This is a genomic window from Pseudomonas sp. MWU12-2319, assembly GCF_023242525.1.
GTDB classification, from domain to species: domain Bacteria; phylum Pseudomonadota; class Gammaproteobacteria; order Pseudomonadales; family Pseudomonadaceae; genus Aquipseudomonas; species Aquipseudomonas gingeri_D.
Genome location: NZ_JALJES010000006.1, coordinates 242877 through 265186 on the forward strand (window position 1 = coordinate 242877; position 22310 = coordinate 265186).

Below are 22310 nucleotides of genomic sequence, written 5' to 3' on the forward strand. Positions count from 1 at the left end.
TAGACGCCGTATTCAAGGCAAGACCCCGAGCAGTCGCCAGATCCGCTGGATATCGGGGTCGGCCTTGATCAACTCGCCAAGCAGCTCCGGCAGCTCCATATTCCCCCAATCCACCGCACGGTTGATCAGGTAGGGCACCGGGCTGTGGGGCTCGACCCGTTTCAGATAGTCGGAAATAACCTTCAACTGCCGGTAGGCGGCCTGGCGTGACTCGGGTGCCGAAAGCGGCAGGGGGGCTGTTGTCGCGGCGGGCTCCTCGATCGTCGGTTCAGGGGGCAGGCTGACTTGCACAGGCAGCGGTTCCGGATGCATGGCGATAAACTCCCGCAAAGCTTGAACGTGTAGATCGAGGATGTTTTGCAATGCGGCAAAGCTTGGTGCATCTCCACCCAGTTGGCTGTCGCCCCAGCGGTTCAGTCGCTCAACATTCTGCAAACAGGTATTGAACAGCTGTAACCGTGCGTCGAGCTGATCGAGCGGAATTCGCAGCACAGCCTCGCGCCAGTCACGCAGCAGGTCCTGGGACTCCTGCGCCAGGGCCTTGGCCTTGCGCTCCTCGCTTTTGTTCAGCAGCTGTTTCTGCGCGCGCATCCACTGTTCCAGCGTGAGGGTTTCGAACCCGCGCGCCGCGCCGCCCAGCAAGGGCAGGCGAATATTCAGCAACAGGCTGTACTGGCGCACCAGCAAGCCCAGTGGCGAGGCCAGCCAGCTGGCGTCGTCGCCCCGGGGGTAGAGGGTCTGCCCATAACGCTCGCAAAGCCCGACCACCAGTTCCAGTGCCACACACACACCGGGCAACTGATAACGCTGCAACCAGGCCTCTCCCAGCCAGGTCGCCACCAGCAGGTCCTTGCTCTGCTTGCTTAACAGCTCGCTGGCCAGGTTCTCCACCGTCGACCAGTCCGCGCGCTTGAGGTCGGTCTGCCAGACCCCGGTGGGCAGGCTGGCATCGTCTTCGCGACGGGCCTCGCGCAATACGTCGATCTCGGGCGCCGAGCGCAAGCTGATACCGGCCGGATCGGCACCGGGCAGCGGATCGATCAAGCCCGGCAAACGCAGGCGCAGTTGATCGAGGGAGGGTGTGTCGATCGTCATTGTTGGCTCTCGGTACTGGCCACGGGCAACGGGAAGACCGACCCATAGGGCGAGGCCGGCACGCGTGTCGGCAAGGTGCTCAGGGTCAGCGGCTGCTTGCCGCCAACGGCCTTGAGCGACAGGCGCAGGAACATCAGGGCGTTGGCATTGCCCGGCTGCGGCGAGCGCAACGGCAGTTGCAGGGCCAGCGGCCGGTCACCCTCATCCTGGGTCGCGAAGTGATTGCCGGCCTGGTTGGCGTGGATAAACCGCAGCAAGGCCCAGGTGCCGTCGTATGACCAACTGGCTTGCAAGTCGGCCACGGCCAGCGCCGGTTGTTTCGGATCGTCCAGCGGCCGTTGGCTGCTGCCCTTGGCCCAACGCAAGGCCAGGCGAACCGGTTCGCCGACGGTCCAATTGGCGTGGCTGAGGTTTTCCGCCGGATAGCCGACTTCCCGTGGACCGGTGGCCAGGTTCCAGTCAATCACCTGGTCGGCGCCGCGCTCTTCCTCGCGGTCGGTGCGCCAGCGGACTTCCAGGTCCAGGCCGCGCACGCCGTCCTTGTCACGCAGCAACAACGGACCGAGCCAGGCCCGGGCGTTTTGCAGGTTGAACAGGAACTCGGCGGCCGCGGACGATTGTGGCGAGCGGTTGTTCTCCAGGCCGCTGAAGGCGCTGGGCAGGTTTTTGTCGATCAGGTCGAGGAACTCACGGACCCGGTCGGGGTTGGCATCGACCGGCGTGTCGTCACCGCTGAAGGGAAAACGCCCGGCCAGGTAGGTACTGAAGTAATCGCCCAGGCGCTTCCAGGCCACTGCGGCCGTGTAATTCTGCAAACTGTCGCAGCGTTGCCGCGCCCGGTCATGGGCGCTGCGGGCGAGCAGGGCAATATTGCCTTGTCCCATCGGCAGGATGGAATCGGCAAGGATCTTGGCGCAGTTACCCAGGTCCATGTCATTGAAGTCACGCAGGACCATCTGCTGGTACTGCAGCGGTGAACTCGCCGGGTTCTGGTCGCCGTACTTCTTGAGCTCGGCACTCATGTCGACAAAGCTGTCGAGGGTCCCATCATCGCTGGCCGAGAGTCGATCACGCTGCTGGTCGAGCCACTCGATGGCCGGGCGCGCGGTGCTCAGCGAGTCGCCGATCAGCGTGAATTGTCGGCTCAAGGCCAGTTTCAGCGCCGGTGGATCACTTTCCCGGAAGCTGCGCAGCGACAGGTTGCGGGTACCGTCCCATTGACTGAAGTCGATGGGTTGGCGGAACAGTGGCAGGGCCGCGATCTCGTTCGAGGCACGGCGCATATCGTTCAGCGCACGGGTATTCAACTCTTGCCGCAATAGCTCGATCTGGCGGGAGTCGCCGATATCGCTGAACACTTGCAGCACTTGCAGGGCCTTGTCGGCGGGCAGGTTGAAGGTGGTGCCGCTGTCGATGCTCGGGGGCTTGCTGGCGCTCAGGCTGGAGACGTTGTTCAGGCTTTGCCACATGGCGGTGGCGGTCGCCGAGCGGGCGGCGCTGATCATGGACTTGCGGTAGGGCGCCGGCAGCTCCGCCACATTCTGTTGCAACCAGAGTTGGTAGCTGTCGTGATAGTGCAGCGCCGCATCCAACTTGCCGCTGTCCAGCTCGCGCAGCCCCTGGCCACTCAGCGGTGGGGCATCGTCCTGGTTCAGGGCCATCTGGCTGAAGTCCTGGTGCAACAGCGCCGCAACCACCTGCCCGAGCTTGTCGACGTTGGCTTGCAACTCCAGGGTACCGCTGCTCTGTTGCCGCAAAATGCCCTGTTCCTCGTCGCCCTGTTCCAGCCAGCGATCGTGGAAGGTCCGTTTCGAGGTGTCGGCATAACGCTCGACCTGGTCGACGGCGATGCTGCCGATCAATGCACTTTGCCGGGCCTTTTCGAGCCCTTCCTGATAACCGGGCGCCAACTGTGCGCCGTTGCCCTGGCTCCACGCCGCATTGGTCAGGGTCAGTAACTGGCGCAGTTGGGATATGGAGGCATCCAGTTCTTCAAGCTCGGCGAGACTGTTGCGCTGTCCCCCCTGCAAGGCCCGCAATTGACTGTTCAGGGCGCCGGCCGTGGCACTGAAGTCGGAACTGGCGAACAGGCTGTCAAGCCATAGGCGCATGGCATTGACGTAGCGCGCAGCAATCTGCGGCTTGAGCGGGTCCAGTTGCACGGGGCTGGCCAGCGGGATTTCTGGCGTGGCCAACAGGCTGTTGTAGTCATCGCTCAGCGGCAGGCCCTTGGTCTGGAAATTGAATCCGAACAACTCGTTGGCCAGGGCGATGGCGTCGTCCAGCGGGCGTTGGTCGCCTTGCAGGCTCTGGGCGAAACGTTTGTTGTGGCGTTCCACCGCCAGGGCCTGGTCGAGCACCTGCATGGCTTGTCGGTAGGCCTCTTCATTGCTGCTGCTACCGGCCCTGGGACGCGGCGCCACGCGAGGCGCAATCAGGGTAGTGATTTCGTCCTGCAGCTTGCCCTTGAGCGGCGTGAACAATTGCACCCGGGCCCGGGCGCGCAGCTCCTGCGCCAGTTGCTGGTCCAGTGAGGAGAACCACGAGCCGGGCAGGAGCGAGGTGCGCATATGCCAACGCGGCGCGGCCTGGAGCAGGCGCCAGAAACTGGCGATGCGTTCGCGCGCGGCGTCGTCGTCGACGGTCACCGGGTTATGCGCCTGGTCCTCGTGCAGCAGGCTGCTCAACTGCGTCGCGGCATCGCTACGACCATGCCAGGCCCAGAGCATGCCGATCACCCAGACCAGCCCGATCACGCCCACGGCCAGCGCCACCAGGCGCTGCCAGCGTTGGCGTAATTGCAGGATGCGCGTGATCGGCTGTGCCAGCCCTTGTTCGGCAATGATTCGTTGCCGCCACAGGCGCGCGGTGAACAGTGGCGGCGCCGGGATCGGCGCCGGGCCTTCGGCAAAGGGGTCGGCATCGGCCGCCGGCGCGGCGGGACTGGCCTGGGCACTGAAATAGATGCCGCGCAAACGCGGGGCTTCGCCCATGGCGTTGCCCTGGAATATCGGGTCGCACAAGGAGCGCAGGGGATCATGCAAGGCTTGTAATTGTTTGGGCAGCAAGTACAGCTCGGCATCCACCTGACCACGCAACGTGCCGATTTCCACCAGCAGGTCGGCCAGGGTCTGTTCGACCAGGCCCAGGCCCTGGCTGATCCAGTCAGGGTGCCAAGGGGTTTGCGCCGTGTAGGGCGATGTCCAGCCGAACGGTGCGTCTTTCGCCGCCGTTGGCAGCACTTCCAGCAGTTTGCTGGTACCGGGCAGGCTCTCGAAACCACTCAGGAGCATATACACCGGCAGGCTCAGGCCGAGTCGCTGTTGCAGATCGATGAACTTGCGCCGTACCGCCAGGCCGGCGGCGGCGGTATCCTGATCGGGCGCCAGTTGCTCCAGGTCGCAGAGCCAGATAATGCCATCCGCTGGTCGATTGGCCCGGGCTTGCAGTAGCAGTTCCAGCAGTTGACGCCAGAGCTTGAGCTGCACGCTGGCGCGCTCGCCATGGCTGAACAGCGGCGCGGGCACCACCAGCACCGCGCCGTCGGGGCCGTACCACCAACGTCCGAACCAGGCCGGTTGCGTCGTGCTGGTCAGTCCCCAGCCGGCCAGGAGCGCCTCGATCTGCGGTGCATCGCCGAGCATCAGCACCCACGGCGTCTCATAACGATCGTGCACGCCCAGCGCTTGTTCCCACTCGCTCACCGCAGCGTAGAAGCTGCGATTGGCGCCGTTCAGTCGCGCGGAATACTTCCACAACAGTGCCGCGACCACCACCAGCAGGAGCAGGGCCGCGAGTATTTCACCCAGGTAAGCCATCAGCGCTTGAGCTCCGTGACCAGTGTTTGCCGATCCTGATCAAGAGCAGGCTGCACCCGGTATTGAATGTTCAACCAGAAGCCCTGGCTGATGGCGAGCAACAGCAAGAATCCCAACCCCAAGGCCAGGCCCAGCCGGTAACCGTCGGGCAGGCTGCGGCGTACCGGCAGTTGTTGCGGCGCGATGGCGCTCGGGCGTTGCAGTTGTTGGGCGATGTCGTTGGGTGTGGCGCTGCGCTGGCGGATAAAGGTGAACAGGCTGCGCCGCCATTTTTCGTGCAAGGCCGGGCCACTGCCGTTGCGCAGCCGGCCCTGGAAACCGAGGATCAGGCAGTACAGGTAGACGCTGCCCAGGTCGCGCAGGGCCGGGTCGCGGGTTTCCAGGAGTTTCTTGATGGCGACCGGAATCCGGTCGCCCGCCGAACGCGTACCGAACATGCGGGTTTCCATCGGCAGATCCTGCCAGATCGATTGCCCCGGCCAGTCTTCGAACAACAGGTGTTCGTCCACCAGCCCGACGAAAGCGAAGAGCGTTGCCTTGGCTTGCTGGCCCTGGGCATCGCCGACGGCGGCGAAGGTGCTGCGCCATAGCCGCCGGGCAATCTGACTGACCTGCTCGGCCACTTGCACGACCTGGACCTTGGCTTCGGTGGTATGTGGCAGGGCCTGCCAGAATACCAGCCATTCATTCCAGGCCCGGTTGAAGGCGCTGCTCAGGGGCGCCGCCTCGAAGGTGTCGAACGTCGGCAGTGCGTCATTATCCAACATCGCTCATCAATCCCTGATCCGGTTCAGTCCCGAGTGGCGTCGAATATCATGATTTCAACAGGTTCGACCCTTGCACTGCCCGGTGGCATATACAGGCACAGGTCGGTATCAGGTGCGAACCAATCACCCGCGGCCTGCAAGGTGAACAGACGAATATCCTCGGCAACGCCGTAGGCGACCTGGTCATTGCGCCCCAGCACGTTGAACGCCAACCCATGGGAGCGCTGCTGGATCAGGGGCGGCAATTGTGCCCGGGAGGCCCTGAAGGCGTTTTGCAGCCAATCCCCCGCCGCCTGTGGCGTGGCGCCGGAAGGCATGCGCAGGCCGATGACCAACTGTTGGATCGGCGTCTGGCGGTCCAGCAGGGCGATGGAGAAATGCTTGTCCTTGTAGTCGAAACTGCGTCGAGTGTAGCTGGCGCGAATGTTGTTGAGCTGGCCTTCGATCCAGTCAAGCACCTGGGCGAAGCCTGGCAGCATATCGTCGAACAGCAAGGGGCTGAAACGGGGCAGTGTCTCTTCCGGCTGCAAGCCGTATAGCGCACCCACCAGGCCGGTCAATTGCAGGTACAGCGCCATCGGTGAAGCAACACCGGTATCCAGCGTGGCTTGCAACTCCGGGAGCCGGGAGCCGATCGCGACCAACTGGCCGCGCAGTTCAGCGCCCTCCAGGGTCTTGCCGGCGTCCTGCGCCAGGCGCCAGCGGCCTTTGAGGAAATCGCATTTGCTGCGGGCCAGCAGGCACGCCTTGCTGATCCTTTCGCCGATCACCGAGTCCGGGGTCAACACAGGGCAGGGCGGCACGTAGTCGAGTTGGCTGAACACACCGCCCGAATGGCTGATGCGCAGCAATGGCAGGCAGATCGAGTCGGAGAGTTGGTTTTCCGTGACCAGCCGCACGATGGGGCGCCAGACACATACGGTGTCGGGCGTCGGGGCGTCGCTGCCGTTCAGGTCCACGGCGTTGATATTGAGCGAACGCAGCCGGCCACTGACCTCGCCCAGCAGCCCGGCACGCCACAGCGGATCGACCGCCAGGTAAACCATCAGGGTGCTCTGCTTCTGGAAATCATCGGCAGTCAGCTTGAGTTCGAGCGGATAGTGCTCTTTGTCCTTGACGGCATCCAGGTCGACCACCAGACCGTCGGGCATTACGGCCTCGAGTGCCTTGACGGTGATTTTGCCGCTGTCCTCTACCAGTAATTCAATGTACTGCACACCCCAGTACCAGGGCCTGGCATTGGCTGCGAGCCGGGCACTCACGCCCTCGGCACGCAAGCTCTGCAACTGGAAATGTTGTGGCAGCAGATGCATGCCTTCACTCCAACAGATCGCATCCGGTATAGCATCCGGTATAGCGCGCATCCTTCACTCCTAGCCTTCCTGGAATACGGGTTTCACTGGCCCTGGGCGTCGAGCAGGCGCATCTCGCGGGCGCCGACCTTGAGCCAGATATCCGTTTGTTTGTCGAGCAACAATCGGTGTGCGCCCGGTGTACTGTAGCCCGCGAACAACAACACGCCTTCAGCCTTTTCACCTTGCAGGGGATTGCTCGCGAACGTCACCAGGTTCCCCGGAACCACCTCCAGGCTCCAGATGTTGAAACCCTGGGGGAAATCGCGGCGTAGCTGCTCTCGCTGGGCGAACCACTGGTTGGCCGGCGTGCCCTTGAGACGCTCGAGTAATTGCGGATCGGCGACAGCGACGAAATCCAGGGGCAGTGGTGTGTCGCTGTTGGCTTTGGGCTCGACATCGACTATGACTTTCTGTAGCGCGACCTTGGGCGCGAACAGGCTGCAACCACTTATCTGAAATATCATGAAAAAAGCTAGCGCGCAGCTGCTACCGAGGAACTTAATTCGCTTCATAGGATTCAAATATAGGTTTTGCCAGATATTTCTTGCTTGTCTTATAGACCTCTTCTAAGGTTTTGGACAGTCGATTTTCCTACAGAAAATTCGCACTCAAGCCGTCGGAAAAGGTTTATACCACCAGGAGCGCGTTGCCGTTCGGTAGGCGCGCCAGAAGGAGAAGGGCATGGCCGCTAATCAGGAAAGCAAGCAGAAGTACTTGGGTCGTAACCGCCCCCCGCGTGTGCAAATCACTTATGACGTAGAAATCGGTAACGCCTTCACCAAAGAGGAACTGCCGCTGGTGGTGGGCATCCTGTCCGACCTCTCCGGCAACAACCAGCCGAACAAACCCGACCCACTGTCTTCGCGCGGTTTTGTCGACATCGACCGGGACAGCTTCGACACGGTGCTGAGCCGGATCAACCCGCAACAAAAGTTCAAAGTCGCGAACCTGATCGATCCCCAAAAAGTAAACGACGGCCTGTGGGCCGAGCTGTCCTTCAAGACCATCGAAGATTTCAGTCCGGAAAATATCGTTTCCCAGATCGATGGACTCAAAGACCTCTACAACAAACGTCAGAAGCTGCAGGACCTGCTGATCAAGCTCGATGGCAATGACGATCTGGACCGGAGCCTGATTGCCAGGCTGCACGATGACGCGGCGATTCTGGCCTTCAAGGGCGACCTGCAAAAGGCCCTCGCGCCGCCAGCAGCGGACCCCGCAGCGATTGTCGATCCTGCCAAGACCGACCCCGCGGCCGTCGTCGACCCGGTCAAGGCTGACCCCGCAGTGGCGCCCGTGGATCCCAACAAGCCCCTGGACCCCGCACCGGTTGTCGATCCTACCAAATCCTAGTTGATCAGCTCCCCTCCATGGAGGAATCGCGATGCCTAATGACCCCGCTTTGACGCCCGCAACCACGCCGGCGGCGGCCGCACCAACGGCCGACCAGACAGCTCCAACCCCACTGCTTGAAAGCATCGTCCAGGCGATGATCCTGGGTGCCCAGGATGGCGTCCAGAAGAAGTATGCCCAGCAGATGCTCAGCGTCTTCGCCGACGAAGTGGGCGAAAAGAATGTCCAGGCCGACGAGAACATGCTGACCACCATCAGCAAGCGTATCGCCGATCTCGACACGCTGATCAACGCCCAGCTCAACCTGGTGCTGCACGACCCGTCGTTCCAGGCCCTGGAAGCGTCCTGGCGTGGCCTGCACCAATTGGTGATGAACACCGAAACCGGTGAATCCCTGAAGTTGCGCCTGCTCAACGTCACCAAAAGCGAACTGCAACAGGACCTGGAGAAAGCCATCGATTTCGACCAGAGCGTACTGTTCAAGAAGGTCTACGAGGAAGAGTACGGCACCCTCGGTGGCAGCCCGTTCAGCCTGCTGATGGGCGACTATGAATTCGGTCGCAACAGTGTCGACGTCAAGATGCTCACCAACCTGTCGGGTGTCGCGGCGGCGGCCCATGCGCCGTTGATCACGGCGGCCAGTCCGGCCCTGTTCGACCTCAAGACCTTCGCCGACCTGGGCGTGCCCCGTGACCTGAGCAAGGTTTTCGAAAGCGGCGCGCTGATCGAGTGGAACGCGTTCCGCAAGACCGAGGACTCGCGTTATGTGGCCATGGTCCTGCCCCATTACCTGTCGCGTCTGCCGTACGATCCGCTGAACAATCCGGTACCGGGGATGTCGACCTTCGTCGAGGACGTCAACACCACCGCCGGGGCGACGGCGGCGGCAGCGGCCATTGCCGCCGTTGCGGCGGCCAAAGCCTCGGGCGTACCGCCTGAGAGTGCCGATGTCGATGCGCAAAAGATGGTCGAGCCCGACTCGGCGAAGTTCCTCTGGGGCAACGCCGCCTGGCTGCTGACCCAACGTATCACCAACGCCTTTGCGCAGTACCGTTGGTGTGCCGCGATCCGCGGAACGGAAGGCGGCGGTACGGTCAGCGATTTGCCGGTGTACCAGTTCAATACCCAGGTCGGCGACCTGGCGATCAAGTGCCCGACCGAAGTGGCGATCACCGATCGCCGGGAAAAGGAACTCGACTCGCTGGGCTTCATCGCTTTGTGCCACCGCAAGAACAGCAATGTCGCGGTATTTTTCGGTGGCCAGACCACCAACAAACCGCAGACCTACAACACCTTCGAGGCCAACGCGAACGCACGGATTTCCGGCATGCTGCCGTACATCCTGGCCGCCTCGCGCTTTGCCCATTACCTGAAGGTGATCTTGCGCGACAAGGTCGGCAGCTTCGCCACCCGCGACAACGTGCAGACCTACCTCAACAACTGGATCGCCGACTACGTGCTGATCAATGACAACGCCCCCCAGGAAATCAAGGCGCAGTATCCGCTGCGTGAAGCCCGGGTCGATGTCAGCGATGTGCCTGGACGTCCCGGCAGCTACACCGCCACGGTGTTCCTGCGGCCGCACTTCCAGTTGGAAGAGCTGACCGCTTCGATCCGCCTGGTCGCCGCGCTGCCGGCACCCGCCGCGGCCTGATCCATGCCATGCAGCCCGCCGTGACCCGGCGGGCCCTCCATTTCTGCTAGTCGTGCAAGGAACAACACCCCATGGATGCAATTATTCTCGACCTGGGCACCACGATCAAAGGCGACTCCCTGCTGGAAGGCTATGCCGACAAGATCGAAGTCATGTCCTACAGCCACAACGTGGCCATGCAGGTCACCAACGACGTCAGCAACTCGGAACGGACCTCCGGCAAGCCGCATATCGGTGAGTTCACCCTGACCAAATTCGTCGACTCCGCCACCCCGAGCATCAACGAGTACTGCTGCGGCGGCAAGCCGATCGCCGAGGTCAAGGTCACCGTCGGCCGTAACGCCGCCGAGAGCAACGGCCAGTTGATGCCGTTCATTATCTACACCCTGACCAACGTGGTGGTCTCCAACGTCAGTGTCAGCGGCGGCGCCGGTGGCAAGCCAGTGGAAACCCTGTCGCTGAACTTCACCAAGATCAAGTGGGAACTGACCGCCCAGAAAGACGACGGTACCAAGGAAGGCACTGCAGCCTCCACCTGGGACCTGGCGGCGAACAAACTCATCAAGGGTTGATCGCCTGTTTTCATCCGGTTGGAGATTTTCATGCGTGTTGCGCTGTTCGACCTCCTGGCGGGGGACACGGAGGGCTACTTCGATGCCCGTGATCCGTTGCGGATCGTCGAGTCCATTCGCCTTGAGCTGGAGCGCCTGCTCAATACCCGGCGCACCGAACGGGTTCATGGGTTCGCCCCGACCATCATCGATTACGGGATGAGCGACTGGAGCACCCTGTATGCCGACCGTGAAGAGGATCATCGCATCCTGATTCGCGATATACGGAAGGCCATTACCCGTTTCGAACCACGCCTGGCGCTGGAAGACGTCGATGTACAGGCGCTGCCGGGGCAACGTACACGCATGACGGTGCGCGTGATGGGGCATGTCCGGGGCCTGGAGACGGCCCCGAACATGTCGTTCGTCCTGGAGCTGGGTGAAAGCGGCTTCGAGGTCAGGCATGAGTGATTCGATTGATGCCCGACTGCTGGATTACTATCAGCGCGAATTGACCTGGCTGCATCGTGCCGGCAGCGACTTCGTCGAGAACCATCCGAGTCTGGCCAGCAGCCTGAAGCTGTCGTCCAGTGGCTCCCAGGACCCCCATGTCGAACGCTTGATCGAAAGCTTCGCCTTGCTCGCCGCGCGCTTGCAACGCCGGCTCGACGACGGTTACTCCGAATTCAGCGATGCCTTGCTGGAACAGCTGTATCCGATGGCGCTACGGCCGATGCCGTCCTGCGCCATCGTGCAGTTCGGGCCGGACCCGAGCAAAGGCAGCCTGGCCGCCGGCTATCACCTGCCGCGTGGTACACAAGTGTTCAAGGCCCCGCAGAAAGAGCAGCTCGACAGCCTGTATTTCCGCACCTGCGCCGATGTCACCCTATGGCCCCTGGAGGTTCAGGACGCCAGCCTGATCGAAGGCAGCGCCGCGCAGTCGGTCACCGGGATCGCCAATGCCGAGGCGGCACTGCGTCTGGTGTTGAAATGCAACAATGGCAAGCCCTGGAGCGAATTGCCGATCCAGACCTTGCGCATTCACCTGGCGGGGCCTGCGGGTAATCGTTCCCAACTCTATGATCTGCTGGCCGCCCATAGTCTGGATATTGTCTGCGGCTTGCCCGGCAGCCTCGGCCAGCCACTCGGGGCCCGGCCTTTGCCAGCCGGTTATGACGATAACCAGCGGCTGTTGCCGGAGGAAGACGGCGTGCACCCCGGGCTGCACCTGTTGGTGGAGTATTTTGCCTTTCCGGAGAAGTTCGCCTTTTTCGATCTCGCCCTGAAGATCCCGCCGCAGGCTACGGATCTGCTCGAGGTCTATGTCGCCTTCGATCGCGCCCCCGACAGCCGTATCAGCCTGCAACGCGAAGATATCGCCCTGGGCTGTACGCCGGTCATCAATCTGTTTTCCCGTACCGCTGAAACCCTGCGCCCGGACGGCACGCAAAGCGAATACCGTTTGGTAGCCGACTCACACCGTGACAACAGTGTTGAAATCCACAGCATCCGCAAGCTGGTGGCCGGTACCGCCAACGGCTACCAGACCGTGCCGCCGTACTACGGCTACCAGCATGGGCAAGGGGAGGATGGCCTGTTCTGGCACGCCCGGCGGATCAGTGCCCCCGGTCACTCGCGAGCCGGCACCGACATGATCCTGAGCCTGGTGGACAGCCAGTTCCAGCCGCGCTCCGCGTCGCCTGACGACACCTTTACCGCGCAGGTCTGGTGTACCAACCGGCATATGGCGCAAAACCTGTTGACCGGCACCTCCTTGAAGTTCGAACGCAGCGGTCCGGTGGCCACCATTGCCTTGCTGAAAAGCCCCACGCCGCAATCACTGCCCGACCTGGAGGGGTCTTCACGCTGGCGCCTGATCTCGCAACTCAACCTCAATCATCTGTCGTTGACCGAAGGCCCCCAGGCCCTGGAGGCCCTCAAGGAAATGCTGATTCTGCACAATCTGCGCGACGAGCCCTCGGCTCGCCTGCAGATCAATGGCATTCTCTCGCTGAAAACCGAACGGGTTGTCGGCCGTGCCGGCAAGGATGCCTGGCGCGGCTGGCGCAACGGCCTGGAGGTTCATCTGGAACTGGATCCGAGCAAGTTTTCCGGTAGCAGCCGGGTGCTGTTCTCCGGTGTACTGGCGCACTTTTTCGCGCTGTATGCCAATGCCAACTGTTTTGTTCGCACCGTGCTGGTAGAGGGCGATAAGGAGATCAAGCAATGGAGTCCGAGCAGCAACCCCATCCTGGCTCTCTAGGCGCGCTGCTGCGTCAGGTCCCCCAGCGTTTCGAATTGCTGCAAGCGTTGCTGATTCTGGAGCGCGAGCAGCAAGCGGCTGATTCGCCGGGGACTGGCAGTGACCTCGAAGAAGAGTTGGCGCGTCTACGCGCGCAGCAAACCGTCGACTCGCTGGGTACCGGCAGTGATCCCGAGCGAGAGGTGGTGCGCCTGCGCGGGCCGCTGTTGCCGGAGTTCGCACCGAGTGAGATCAGCAGCTTGCGCCAGGTCCCCAATGCGAAAATGCCCGGGTCCCGGCTGACCCTGCACACCCAGGTGTTCGGCCTCGGCGGCCCGGACGGCCCGTTACCCTATGCCTATCAGGAATGGTTGCAGCAGAGGGCGCGCAACCGCGATCACGGCACGGTGGCGTTTCTCGATCTGTTCCAGCACCGCTTGCTGAGCCTGATGTATCGGGTGCAACAACGCCAGCGAGTAGCCTTGCCTTACAGCCAGCCGGCACTCAGCCCGGTGTACCAACAGTTGCGTGCCTTGTGCGGGCTGTCGTCCAGTTCCGTGGAGCAGCTGACTGTGCTGCCGGAAAGAGCCCTGATCGCCCGCGCCGGATTGCTGGCCAACCGGCGACGATCCCTGGCCGGGTTTCAGAACCTGCTCAAGCACTACTTCGATTTGCCCGTGCAACTGCACGGCTACCAGGGCGCCTGGCAACAGATTGCTTCCAGCGACCAGAGCGTGCTGGGCCGCAAGGGCCGTAACCTGGTCCTGGGACGCAACGCCCTGTGCGGGACCCGGGTCTGGGATGAGCATGCCGGTATTCATATCCGCCTCGGCCCGCAGGAGCCCGAGATGGCCGAGCGCTTTATGCCGGGCCGGGAGGCTCACCAACAGTTGGCGGCGCTGGTGGCCTTCTATTTTGGCGCGCAGCTGCGTTGTACGCTGTCCGTGCACGTCACCAGCAGCGCGACCCTGACGATTGGCCGCGAGCAACCTACCGCTCTGGGTCAGGGAACCCGGTTGAACCGTGTCGCGCGCACGGGAGATTTCCGGATCGACCTGCGTTTGCACGAAGAGGGAAGTGCCTGAGATGGAAATCGCCGTGCTGATCTCACGCTTGAACCATCAGTGCCGCGACGCCATGGAACGGGCCGCCCAGCGCAGTTGGCAGCGTAACCAGCACTTTGTCGAGATCGAACACCTGATGCTGGAATTGCTGGAGATCGAAGGCGGCGACCTGGCTTGCCTGTTGCCGGCGCTGGGGTTGGAGCGCGATCGCCTGGCGAGTGAAATCAATCTCGCCCTGGAGCTGTTCAAGACCGGTAATACCCGCACACCAACGCTGTCCAAACAACTGCTGGCGCTGATCGAGGACGCCGTGGTCCAGGCCAGCGTGTTCGGCACCACGGGGGTGCGTTCCGGGCTGCTGTTGCTGGCGCTGCTCGATCGCGACGAATATCGGGCCCTGCTGCAAGGCAGCATCCCGTCATTGCTCGGAATTGCCCGCGATCCGTTGCGCACCCAGTTCATGGCCTTGACCGAGCACTCCTGTGAAACCGGCCTGCCGGCCCGCCCCGGAAAAGCTTCGTCGCGAGCCGGCGGCGCTGACGCATCATTGCTCGAGCAGTACACCCAGGACCTCACGGAGGACGCCCGCCAGGGGCGCATCGACCCGATCATCGGCCGCGACGGGGAGATCCGCCAGTGCATCGACATCCTCCTGCGCCGTCGGCAGAACAACCCGATCCTGGTGGGGGCTCCCGGGGTCGGCAAGACCGCGGTGGTCGAGGGCCTGGCGCTGCGCATTGCCCAAGGGGATGTGCCGCCGCCCTTGCAGGCGGTCAGCCTGCGGGTACTGGACCTCGGGCTGCTGCAAGCCGGGGCGGGGGTCAAGGGTGAATTCGAACAGCGCCTCAAGGGGGTGATCGAAGGCGTGCGTAACGCCGCCGGCAAGATCATCCTGTTTATCGACGAGGCCCATACCCTGATCGGCGCCGGTGCCGCCGAAGGGCAGAACGACGCGGCCAATCTGCTCAAGCCGGCTTTGGCCCGTGGTGAACTGCGGACCCTGGCCGCCACCACCTGGCTTGAGTACAAGAAATATTTCGAGAAAGACCCGGCGCTGACCCGACGCTTCCAACTGGTCCAGGTCGAAGAGCCGGACGAGCAGACCGCCATACAGATGTTACGCGCCGTGGCCGGCAAGCTGGAGCAGCACCATGGCGTCGAAGTACTGGACGCGGCGATCCAGGATGCGGTGAAGCTCAGCCAGCGCTATATCTCCGGGCGGCAACTGCCGGACAAGGCCATCAGCGTGCTCGACACCGCCTGTGCCCGGGTGGCACTGGCCCAGCACGACGTGCCGCCTGCCCTGGAAAGCCTGCGGCATCGCCAGGCGGCGACCCATGACGAACTGCAACGCCTGCGCCGCGAACAGGCCATCGGGCATGATCATGATCTGCGTATCCGGCCGCTCGAACTTCAGGAGCAGGAAGACCGCCAGGCCATCGTCGAACTGGAAACCCGTTGGCACAAGGAACGCGAGGCCGTGACCGAGTTGCTCAGGGCCCGTCGCGAGATGCTCGCGCTCAACGAAAGCGTCGATCCGAACCGCGATGACGAGGAACTGGACAACCGTCTCGAACAACTGGCCAGCGAACTGGTGCGCCTGGAAAGTGGCCTGAACGCGATTCGCGAGGACGATCCGCTGGTACCGGAACAGGTCGACTCGAAAGTCGTCGCCGCGGTGATTGCCGCCTGGACCGGCATTCCACAAGGCAAGGTGCTCGCCGACGAAGCCTATGCCCTGCGCACCCTGGCCGAGCGCCTCGGCCAACGGGTAATGGGGCAGGGGGCTGCCCTCGGCGCCATCGCCCAACGGCTGCAAGCTTATCGCGCCGGGCTCACCGACCCGCAAAAACCGGTCGGGGTGTTCCTGCTGCTGGGACCCACCGGCGTGGGCAAGACCGAGACCGCCTATGCCCTGGCCGATGCGCTGTACGGTGGCGAGCGCAATCTGATCAGCATCAACCTTTCCGAATACCAGGAAGCCCATACCGTCAGCCAGCTCAAGGGCGCGCCGCCGGGCTACGTCGGTTATGGCAGCGGCGGCGTGTTGACCGAGGCGGTGCGGCGCAAGCCCTACAGCGTGGTTTTGCTGGACGAAATCGAAAAAGCCCATCCGGACGTGCTCGAAGCCTTCTACAACGTGTTTGACAAAGGCCTTATGGAGGATGGCAGCGGCCTGGTGGTCGACTTCAAGAACACCGTGATGCTGGCAACCAGCAATGTCGGGGCCGAACTGATCCTCGACAGCGCCGTTGAGCAACAAACCGCCGAAGCCTTCAACCAGCAGTTGCACACTGTGTTGTTGCAGGCGTTTCGCCCGGCCTTTCTGGCACGCATGACCGTGGTACCGTATCGCGCCCTGGATGAGGTGACCCTGGAAGGGATTGTCCTGGCCAAGCTGGAGAAACTGCGCGCGCGTTACCTGGCGGCCACCGGCAAGCGTTTCGACTACGACGATGGCATCGTCAAGGCCGTGCTGGCCCGTTGCAGTGCGGCAGGCGCCAGGGATGTGGAACATGTACTGATGGAACAGGTGGCAGGGCAGCTGGCGCAATGGGTGCTGGAATGAATACAGGTAGTCAAAGATGATCTTCAAGGAAAACCATGCCCCGTCCCACTGATACCAACACCTCGCTGTCGTTGAGCGGTGCGGTCATGGCGCCGTTGTTCCCCGAAACCCTGAGCGGCGAAGAGTCCCTGAACCAGCTGGGCGAGTTCAGCGTCACCGGCTACAGCACCGAGACAGTGGCCATGGCCAGCGCCGTGGCCACCCATGTGACCCTGACCCTGCATAACGACGCGCTGAAGCGTCCCGTGGATGGGCTTTGCGCGCAGATTCGCCAGCTACCGGCCGATGCCACCGCCGAGCGCTATAGCCTGCAACTGCGCCCGTGGCTCTGGTGGCTGACCCTGGCCAGCAACAACCGGGTGTACCAGAACCTGCCCACCAGCGATATCGTCACCAGTATCTTCAAGGCCCATGGCTTCAGCGACTACGAGTTGAAGCTTTCCGGCACCTACGAACCGCGCGAATACTGCATCCAGTACGGCGAGACCGATTTCGCCTTTGTCTGCAGGTTGCTGGAGGAGGAGGGGATCTTCTGGTTTTTCAGCCATGCCGAAGGGCGGCATACCCTGATACTGGCGGACAGCAACAGTGCCTTTGTCGCCTGCCCGAACGGTGCCAGCATCGCCTATCTTGGCCAGCAGATCGGCAATCGGGAGTTGCAGGGCATCCGCTCGGCGCAAATCAGCCAGCAAGCGGTATCCGGGGTCTACAGTGCCACCGACTATCAGTTCGTCACCCCCACCACTTCGTTGTACGGCCGCGCTGAAGCCGAGTCAGGACCTCTGTCGGTCTATGAACACCCCGGTGGCTACACCGCCAAGGCGCGGGGCGATGCCCTGGGCAAACAGCGCATGGACGCCCTGCGTACCCAGGCGCTGCGGCTGATCGGTGAAAGCGATTGCCGTTGGTTGCAGCCCGGCTACACCTTCGCCCTGACCGGGCACGACGACAGCAGTGCGAACATTGAATGGCTGTTGACCTCGGTCAGCCATGAGGCCAGTCACGAACACTATCGCAATCGCTTCGAGGCGGTTCCCAAGAGCGTCAACTATCGGCCCCTGCGCCTGACCCCGAAGCCGACCATGCATACCCAGACGGCCAGGGTGGTGGGCAAGGACGGCGAGGACATCTGGACCGACGAGTACGGGCGGATAAAGGTCCAGTTCACCTGGGACCGCGAGGGTGAAAAGAACGAGAACAGTTCGTGCTGGGTCCGCGTAGCCCAAGGCTGGACCGGCAAGGGCTTCGGCATGCAGTTCATTCCACGCATCGGCCAGGAAGTGGTGGTGACCTTTATCGACGGCGACCCGGACCGCCCTCTGGTCACCGCCTGTATCTACAACGGCGAAAACACGCTGCCCTATGCCTTGCCGGCCAACCAGACCCAGTCCGGGATCAAGACCCAGTCTTCCAAGGGCGGCGAGGGCTTCAACGAACTGCGTTTCGAGGACAAGAAAGACGCGGAGGAGGTCTTTCTCCAGGCGCAGAAGGACCTCAAGTTCAATGTACTCAACGACACCACCGCCACCGTCGGCCACGACGAAACCCTCACGGTGCAGAATGCCCGTACGCGCACGGTCAAGGAAGGCGATGAAACCGTCACCCTGGAAAAGGGCAAGCGTACGGTGACCCTGCAGACCGGCAGCGACACCCTGGACGTCAAGGGCGATCGTACACTCAAGGTCGGCGGCGACCAGACCCACACCACCAGTGGCAACTACAGCCACACGGTGAGCGGCAATTACCAACTGACCGTGGACGGCAACCTCACCATCAAGGTGACCGGTACCCTGACCCTGCAAAGTGGCGGCGATTTCACGGCGAAGAGCGACGCCAATCTCAGCGCCAAGGCCGGTATGGCCCTGAGCAACCAGGCTGGTACGGCCTTGAGCAACAAAGCCGGGACCTCACTGGAAAACAAGGCCGGTACCACGCTGACCAACGACGCCGGCGTCAGCCTGATGAACAAGGGCGGTGCCGAGCAGACCGTGGACGGCGGTGCGATGCTGACCATCAAGGGCGGCCTGGTCAAGGTCAACTGAGGAGGGGATATGGACAAACCAGCCAAGGTTGAAGTCGTCAGCGGCGACAGTACTCTCAACGCCACCCTGATCGGTGGCCAGTTGGAAGGCCCGGCCCGGGTGAGCGAAAGTGGTCGCCCGCAGGCAGTGCTCAGTTATAGCCAGGGCACGCTGGAGGGGCCGATGGTGATTTATCACCCCAACGGCCAGCCTTCGGCACGGCTGAATTTCCGCAAGGATAAACTCGACGGCCAGGCGGTGTTCCACAACCCGCAAGGCGCCTTGATCCGCGAGGCGCAATACCGCGCCGGCTTGCTGCACGGGCAGGTGCTCAGTTACTTCGAAGACGGCACGCTGGCGTCTCGCGAACACTATCAGCAGGGGCAATTGCAGGGGCTTTACCAGCGATTCCATGGCAATGGCCAGCTGGCGGCGCGGATTGAATACGACAAAGGTCAACCGCAGGACGGCGCACAATCCTATGCCGCGGATGGACGGCCACTCGATGAATCGGGAAAACCCATGGCGCGTTGGAAAGCCTGGTGGTTGAAATGGCGGCAGCCGCCCGATGCCTGATCAGGGAATCAGCATCTGCACCTGGCCCGGGAAGAGGATCTTGATCACCCCGGCCCAGTTGCACATCAGCGTGCTGTTGGCATCCAGCGCGGGCATCGGCCCCAGCAGCATGGTCGGCGCACCACCGGGTATCCAGGGCGCGACGGTCACGGGAATACAGGGCATGGGCACCAGCACCCCGAGTGCCGCCGCCGTTGCGGCCACCACCATGGGGTTGGCCAGGCTCTGGCACATGCCGAAGGGAATGATGTTGACCAGGGGAATATGGTCCATGAGATTCGCTGCAGGCATACCAGACACCAGGGTGCGGTTCTGCGGCAGTACGTTGAGCACGCCGGGCGCCAGGCCGAAGGTGCATTGCAGGGTAGCGCCGGAACAGACTTGGGGACAGCCCATGTAAAACCCCCTATGACGGCTGCCGAGTATAGGTTCGTGGGGCTGTGCGCAACAAGCGCACAGCCCCGAAAAATCGCGGACAACCGAAATCGAAAGAGGGGGTCAAGCTGACCGGGCCAGTAGCTCAAATCCCATTTTCAGGATCGGTACCGCGACACAGATGAAGATCAGGCCAAACTGCCAGCGCAGGATTTTGTTCTGCGACTCCAATCCCGAAATGGAGGCGCGCAGTTCAGCGCCTTGTTCCTTGATCAGTGCGCGCAGTTCGACACCTTGCTCCCTGATGGCGGAACCCAGCTCCGAGATGGATGCTTTCAGGTGCGTCTCGGTTTGTTGCAAGTCAGATTTTGACGCGAGATTTTCCACATCGGCCTCCCAGGCATTTACAACTGCCTTGGCCTTGTTCGCCGGAATGGTGGCAGCTGTCAGTGCATCGTATAAGGTGAGCGATAGTTTCATCATGCCTCCTGCAATTGACCCGCGACCTGGAGGCATCCTCTGACGGCGGCCGCAAGGGGTTGTAGCCGTCAACGTAGCCTTCCTGGCCGAGTGCTGTGAACAACAGCGATCCAGCCCGTATGCTCGACTAAACCTGTTGGGAGAGATAGTCGGACTTTTCCTGGGGTTGCGTAGGCTTGGGCATCGCGTGGGAGCGTATTCAGGAGCGACCCCGGGCCGATGTCTTGCCACATGACTCAAACGTCTGAAAACGGGGAGTTTGCTCCCCGTTCTTGTGTCAAACAGTCATGGCCTCAGTGCGGCGCCCGATGAATCGTCTTGAGCAGATCTTCAGGACTGATATGCCCAACGACTTGCTGCACGCCGCTGCCTGGTAGCGGCAGGTCAAGGATATGCCCCTTGATCTTGCCGACCACATGCATCTCGCAAGGCTTGCAGTCGAACTTCAGCGTCAGCACCTCGTCACCGTGGATCAGCTGCATCGGCGCGACCTTGGTGCGCACGCCCGTCACACCCTTGGCCTGCTTGGGGCAGAGGTTGAAGGAGAAGCGCAGGCAGTGCTTGGTGATCATCACCGGCACTTCACCGGTCTCCTCGTGCGCCTCGAAAGCCGCGTCGATCAGCTTGACGCCGTGACGGTGATAGAAGTCGCGGGCCTTCTGGTTGTAGACGTTGGCCAGGAACGACAGATGCGAATCCGGGTACACCGGTGGCGGCGTGGTCTCGGCCTTGCGGCTGCCCCGTGGGTGCGCGGCAATACGGGCCACGGTCAGCGCTTCGATCACTTCACGGCGCAAGGTCTTGAGCTGCGAATTAGGAATGAAATACGCCTGTGGCGCATCCAGCTTGATATCCGTGGCGTGGTACTGGGTGGTGCCCAGTTGGCCGAGCAGGTCCTGCAATTGCTCCAGGGCCTGTTCCGGTTTGTTGGCCAGACCGAATGGACCGTCCAGGGCAACGCTGGCGCTGACGCCTTCTTCGCTGGTGGCGGTCAGTTCCAGGCGCTCTTCGCGCAGACGAGCCACCCACGAAAGGCCGATCCGGCGTTCGGCGGAGGTCTTGAGCAGGGCTTGCTGCCAGTTGTGGTCCAGGTTACGGCTCAACGGATGGTTCGGCCGCAGGTTGTGCAGCCCGGCCGGCATCTCGTTAGGCTCGACGCGGTAGCGATAGCGCTTCTCGCCATCTTCTTCGAATTCGCCCTTGGGTTCGGCGATGTTGGCGCGGAAGCCCACTACCTCGCGCTTGACCTGCACATTGAGGCCGTCGCCGTTGGACAGCGGCTCATGGGTCACCACCTGCATATCGCGCTTGCCGACCTTCTCCACCACGCCCACCGGCAGGCCGGTAAAGGTTGGGGTGTCGAAGGCGCCAATGTCGATCTTGCGATCACTGACAAAGTAGTCGGTGCTGCCACGATGGAAGGTTTTCTCCGGATCGGGCAAGAAGAAATGCGCAGTACGACCACTGGAAGCACGGGCCAGGTCCGGGCGGTCTTCGAGGACATCGTCCAGGCGCTGGCGGTAGTAGGCGGTGATGTTTTTCACATAGCCCATGTCCTTGTAGCGCCCCTCGATCTTGAACGAGCGCACGCCGGCTTCGACCAGGGCGCGAATGTTGGCGCTCTGGTTGTTGTCCTTCATCGACAGCAGGTGTTTCTCAAAGGCAACCACACGACCCTGGTCATCTTTCAGGGTGTAGGGCAGGCGACAGGCCTGGGAGCAATCGCCACGGTTGGCGCTACGGCCATTCTGCGCGTGGGAGATATTGCATTGACCGGAGAACGCCACGCACAACGCGCCGTGAATGAAGAACTCGACTGCGGCATCGGTCTCGTCGGCGATGGCGCGGATCTCTTGCAGGTTCAGCTCGCGGGCCAGTACCAGCTGCGAGAAGCCGGCCTGGTCGAGGAACTTCGCCCGTGCCAGGGTGCGGATATCGGTCTGGGTACTGGCATGCAGCTCGATGGGCGGAATATCCAGCTCCATCACGCCCAGGTCCTGGACGATCAAGGCGTCGACGCCGGCATCGTAGAGCTGATGGATCAGCTTGCGGGCCGGTTCCAGCTCGTTGTCGTGCAGGATCGTGTTGATCGTGGTGAACACCCGGGCGTGGTAACGACGGGCGAACTCCACCAATCCGGCGATATCGCTCACTTCGTTGCAGGCGTTGTGGCGCGCGCCGAAGCTCGGGCCGCCGATATACACGGCATCAGCGCCATGCAGGATGGCCTCGCGGGCGATGGCTACGTCGCGGGCGGGGCTGAGCAATTCCAGGTGATGCTTGGGTAGGGACATGTTTTTTTAGTCAGGCTTCACGGTCAAGGCGTGCATTGTAGCGGCGAAACGCCTGACCGACACCCGAATGCTGCCAGTCGGCGACCACTCGCTGAG

17 protein-coding genes are annotated in these 22310 nt (G+C 62.4%); 9 read left to right on the forward strand and 8 right to left on the reverse strand.

Annotated elements, in window-relative coordinates; genetic code table 11:
* Positions 1 to 12: 12 nt before the first annotated feature.
* From tssA to M5C01_RS12605, 5 genes are read right to left on the reverse strand one after another with little or no spacing between them, the layout of a single operon-like run.
* Entirely contained in the window at positions 13 to 1095 is a 1083-nt protein-coding gene (gene tssA, locus M5C01_RS12585) for a type VI secretion system protein TssA (RefSeq protein WP_152738993.1), read from the reverse strand.
* A complete protein-coding gene (locus M5C01_RS12590) occupies positions 1092 to 4913 on the reverse strand; it encodes a type VI secretion protein IcmF/TssM N-terminal domain-containing protein (RefSeq protein WP_152738997.1) in 3822 nt (1273 codons plus the stop codon). Before M5C01_RS12590 ends, tssA begins: the two co-directional genes overlap by 4 nt.
* Positions 4913 to 5680 (reverse strand): DotU/TssL family secretion system protein, encoded by a 768-nt coding sequence (locus tag M5C01_RS12595; RefSeq protein WP_152739000.1) that lies wholly within the window; start codon positions 5678 to 5680, stop codon positions 4913 to 4915. Before M5C01_RS12595 ends, M5C01_RS12590 begins: the two co-directional genes overlap by 1 nt.
* Positions 5681 to 5703: 23 nt before the next feature.
* Complete coding sequence (gene tssK / locus M5C01_RS12600; RefSeq protein WP_152739003.1) at positions 5704 to 7044, reverse strand: type VI secretion system baseplate subunit TssK; 1341 nt, start codon at positions 7042 to 7044, stop codon at positions 5704 to 5706.
* 32 nt (positions 7045 to 7076) lie between these two features.
* On the reverse strand, positions 7077 to 7499 hold the full coding sequence (locus M5C01_RS12605; RefSeq protein ID WP_248764316.1) for a type VI secretion protein: 423 nt from the start codon (positions 7497 to 7499) through the stop codon (positions 7077 to 7079).
* 217 nt (positions 7500 to 7716) lie between these two features.
* Between M5C01_RS12605 and tssB the strand changes: the two genes are divergently transcribed.
* The 9 genes from tssB (at position 7717) to M5C01_RS12650 (ending at position 19065) form a co-directional block, all read left to right on the forward strand.
* Positions 7717 to 8388, forward strand: coding sequence for a type VI secretion system contractile sheath small subunit (gene tssB, locus M5C01_RS12610; RefSeq protein WP_152739008.1), 672 nt, complete (start codon positions 7717 to 7719; stop codon positions 8386 to 8388).
* 31 nt (positions 8389 to 8419) lie between these two features.
* On the forward strand, positions 8420 to 10042 hold the full coding sequence (gene tssC, locus M5C01_RS12615; RefSeq protein WP_152739012.1) for a type VI secretion system contractile sheath large subunit: 1623 nt from the start codon (positions 8420 to 8422) through the stop codon (positions 10040 to 10042).
* A gap of 71 nt (positions 10043 to 10113) precedes the next feature.
* Entirely contained in the window at positions 10114 to 10614 is a 501-nt protein-coding gene (locus M5C01_RS12620; RefSeq protein WP_100943178.1) for an Hcp family type VI secretion system effector, read from the forward strand.
* A gap of 30 nt (positions 10615 to 10644) precedes the next feature.
* Complete coding sequence (gene tssE, locus M5C01_RS12625; RefSeq protein WP_152739015.1) at positions 10645 to 11064, forward strand: type VI secretion system baseplate subunit TssE; 420 nt, start codon at positions 10645 to 10647, stop codon at positions 11062 to 11064.
* The gene (tssF, locus tag M5C01_RS12630) at positions 11057 to 12856 is read left to right on the forward strand and encodes a type VI secretion system baseplate subunit TssF (protein WP_152739018.1); all 1800 of its coding nucleotides are present in this window, start codon (positions 11057 to 11059) and stop codon (positions 12854 to 12856) included. The genes tssE and tssF overlap by 8 nt, the downstream gene beginning before the upstream one ends.
* Positions 12820 to 13920: a type VI secretion system baseplate subunit TssG gene (tssG, locus tag M5C01_RS12635; RefSeq protein WP_152739021.1), complete on the forward strand. Its 1101-nt coding sequence runs from the start codon at positions 12820 to 12822 to the stop codon at positions 13918 to 13920. The genes tssF and tssG overlap by 37 nt, the downstream gene beginning before the upstream one ends.
* Position 13921: 1 nt before the next feature.
* The gene (gene tssH, locus M5C01_RS12640) at positions 13922 to 16468 is read left to right on the forward strand and encodes a type VI secretion system ATPase TssH (RefSeq protein ID WP_152739315.1); all 2547 of its coding nucleotides are present in this window, start codon (positions 13922 to 13924) and stop codon (positions 16466 to 16468) included.
* A gap of 35 nt (positions 16469 to 16503) precedes the next feature.
* Complete coding sequence (tssI, locus tag M5C01_RS12645; protein ID WP_152739024.1) at positions 16504 to 18510, forward strand: type VI secretion system tip protein VgrG; 2007 nt, start codon at positions 16504 to 16506, stop codon at positions 18508 to 18510.
* A 9-nt stretch (positions 18511 to 18519) separates the two neighbouring features.
* Positions 18520 to 19065 carry a toxin-antitoxin system YwqK family antitoxin gene (locus M5C01_RS12650; RefSeq protein ID WP_152739027.1) on the forward strand — a complete coding sequence of 182 codons (546 nt, stop codon included), beginning with the start codon at positions 18520 to 18522 and terminating at the stop codon, positions 19063 to 19065.
* On the opposite strand, the gene M5C01_RS12655 is transcribed toward M5C01_RS12650, so the two are convergent.
* The 3 genes from M5C01_RS12655 to M5C01_RS12665 form a co-directional block, all read right to left on the reverse strand.
* Positions 19066 to 19461 carry a DUF4280 domain-containing protein gene (locus M5C01_RS12655; RefSeq protein ID WP_152739030.1) on the reverse strand — a complete coding sequence of 132 codons (396 nt, stop codon included), beginning with the start codon at positions 19459 to 19461 and terminating at the stop codon, positions 19066 to 19068.
* A gap of 102 nt (positions 19462 to 19563) precedes the next feature.
* The gene (locus M5C01_RS12660; protein ID WP_152739033.1) at positions 19564 to 19920 is read right to left on the reverse strand and encodes a DUF1640 domain-containing protein; all 357 of its coding nucleotides are present in this window, start codon (positions 19918 to 19920) and stop codon (positions 19564 to 19566) included.
* Positions 19921 to 20213: 293 nt separating this feature from the next.
* Positions 20214 to 22214: a U32 family peptidase gene (locus M5C01_RS12665; protein WP_152739036.1), complete on the reverse strand. Its 2001-nt coding sequence runs from the start codon at positions 22212 to 22214 to the stop codon at positions 20214 to 20216.
* Positions 22215 to 22310 lie beyond the last annotated feature (96 nt).

Coding starts and splice junctions, on each gene's coding strand:
- tssA (WP_152738993.1), bottom strand. CDS start 1,095: ATGACGATCGACACACCCTCCCTCGATCAACTGCGCCTGCGTTTGCCG.
- M5C01_RS12590 (WP_152738997.1), bottom strand. CDS start 4,913: ATGGCTTACCTGGGTGAAATACTCGCGGCCCTGCTCCTGCTGGTGGTG.
- M5C01_RS12595 (WP_152739000.1), bottom strand. CDS start 5,680: ATGTTGGATAATGACGCACTGCCGACGTTCGACACCTTCGAGGCGGCG.
- tssK (WP_152739003.1), bottom strand. CDS start 7,044: ATGCGCGCTATACCGGATGCTATACCGGATGCGATCTGTTGGAGTGAA.
- M5C01_RS12605 (WP_248764316.1), bottom strand. CDS start 7,499: ATGATATTTCAGATAAGTGGTTGCAGCCTGTTCGCGCCCAAGGTCGCG.
- tssB (WP_152739008.1), top strand. CDS start 7,717: ATGGCCGCTAATCAGGAAAGCAAGCAGAAGTACTTGGGTCGTAACCGC.
- tssC (WP_152739012.1), top strand. CDS start 8,420: ATGCCTAATGACCCCGCTTTGACGCCCGCAACCACGCCGGCGGCGGCC.
- M5C01_RS12620 (WP_100943178.1), top strand. CDS start 10,114: ATGGATGCAATTATTCTCGACCTGGGCACCACGATCAAAGGCGACTCC.
- tssE (WP_152739015.1), top strand. CDS start 10,645: ATGCGTGTTGCGCTGTTCGACCTCCTGGCGGGGGACACGGAGGGCTAC.
- tssF (WP_152739018.1), top strand. CDS start 11,057: ATGAGTGATTCGATTGATGCCCGACTGCTGGATTACTATCAGCGCGAA.
- tssG (WP_152739021.1), top strand. CDS start 12,820: ATGGAGTCCGAGCAGCAACCCCATCCTGGCTCTCTAGGCGCGCTGCTG.
- tssH (WP_152739315.1), top strand. CDS start 13,922: ATGGAAATCGCCGTGCTGATCTCACGCTTGAACCATCAGTGCCGCGAC.
- tssI (WP_152739024.1), top strand. CDS start 16,504: ATGCCCCGTCCCACTGATACCAACACCTCGCTGTCGTTGAGCGGTGCG.
- M5C01_RS12650 (WP_152739027.1), top strand. CDS start 18,520: ATGGACAAACCAGCCAAGGTTGAAGTCGTCAGCGGCGACAGTACTCTC.
- M5C01_RS12655 (WP_152739030.1), bottom strand. CDS start 19,461: ATGGGCTGTCCCCAAGTCTGTTCCGGCGCTACCCTGCAATGCACCTTC.
- M5C01_RS12660 (WP_152739033.1), bottom strand. CDS start 19,920: ATGAAACTATCGCTCACCTTATACGATGCACTGACAGCTGCCACCATT.
- M5C01_RS12665 (WP_152739036.1), bottom strand. CDS start 22,214: ATGTCCCTACCCAAGCATCACCTGGAATTGCTCAGCCCCGCCCGCGAC.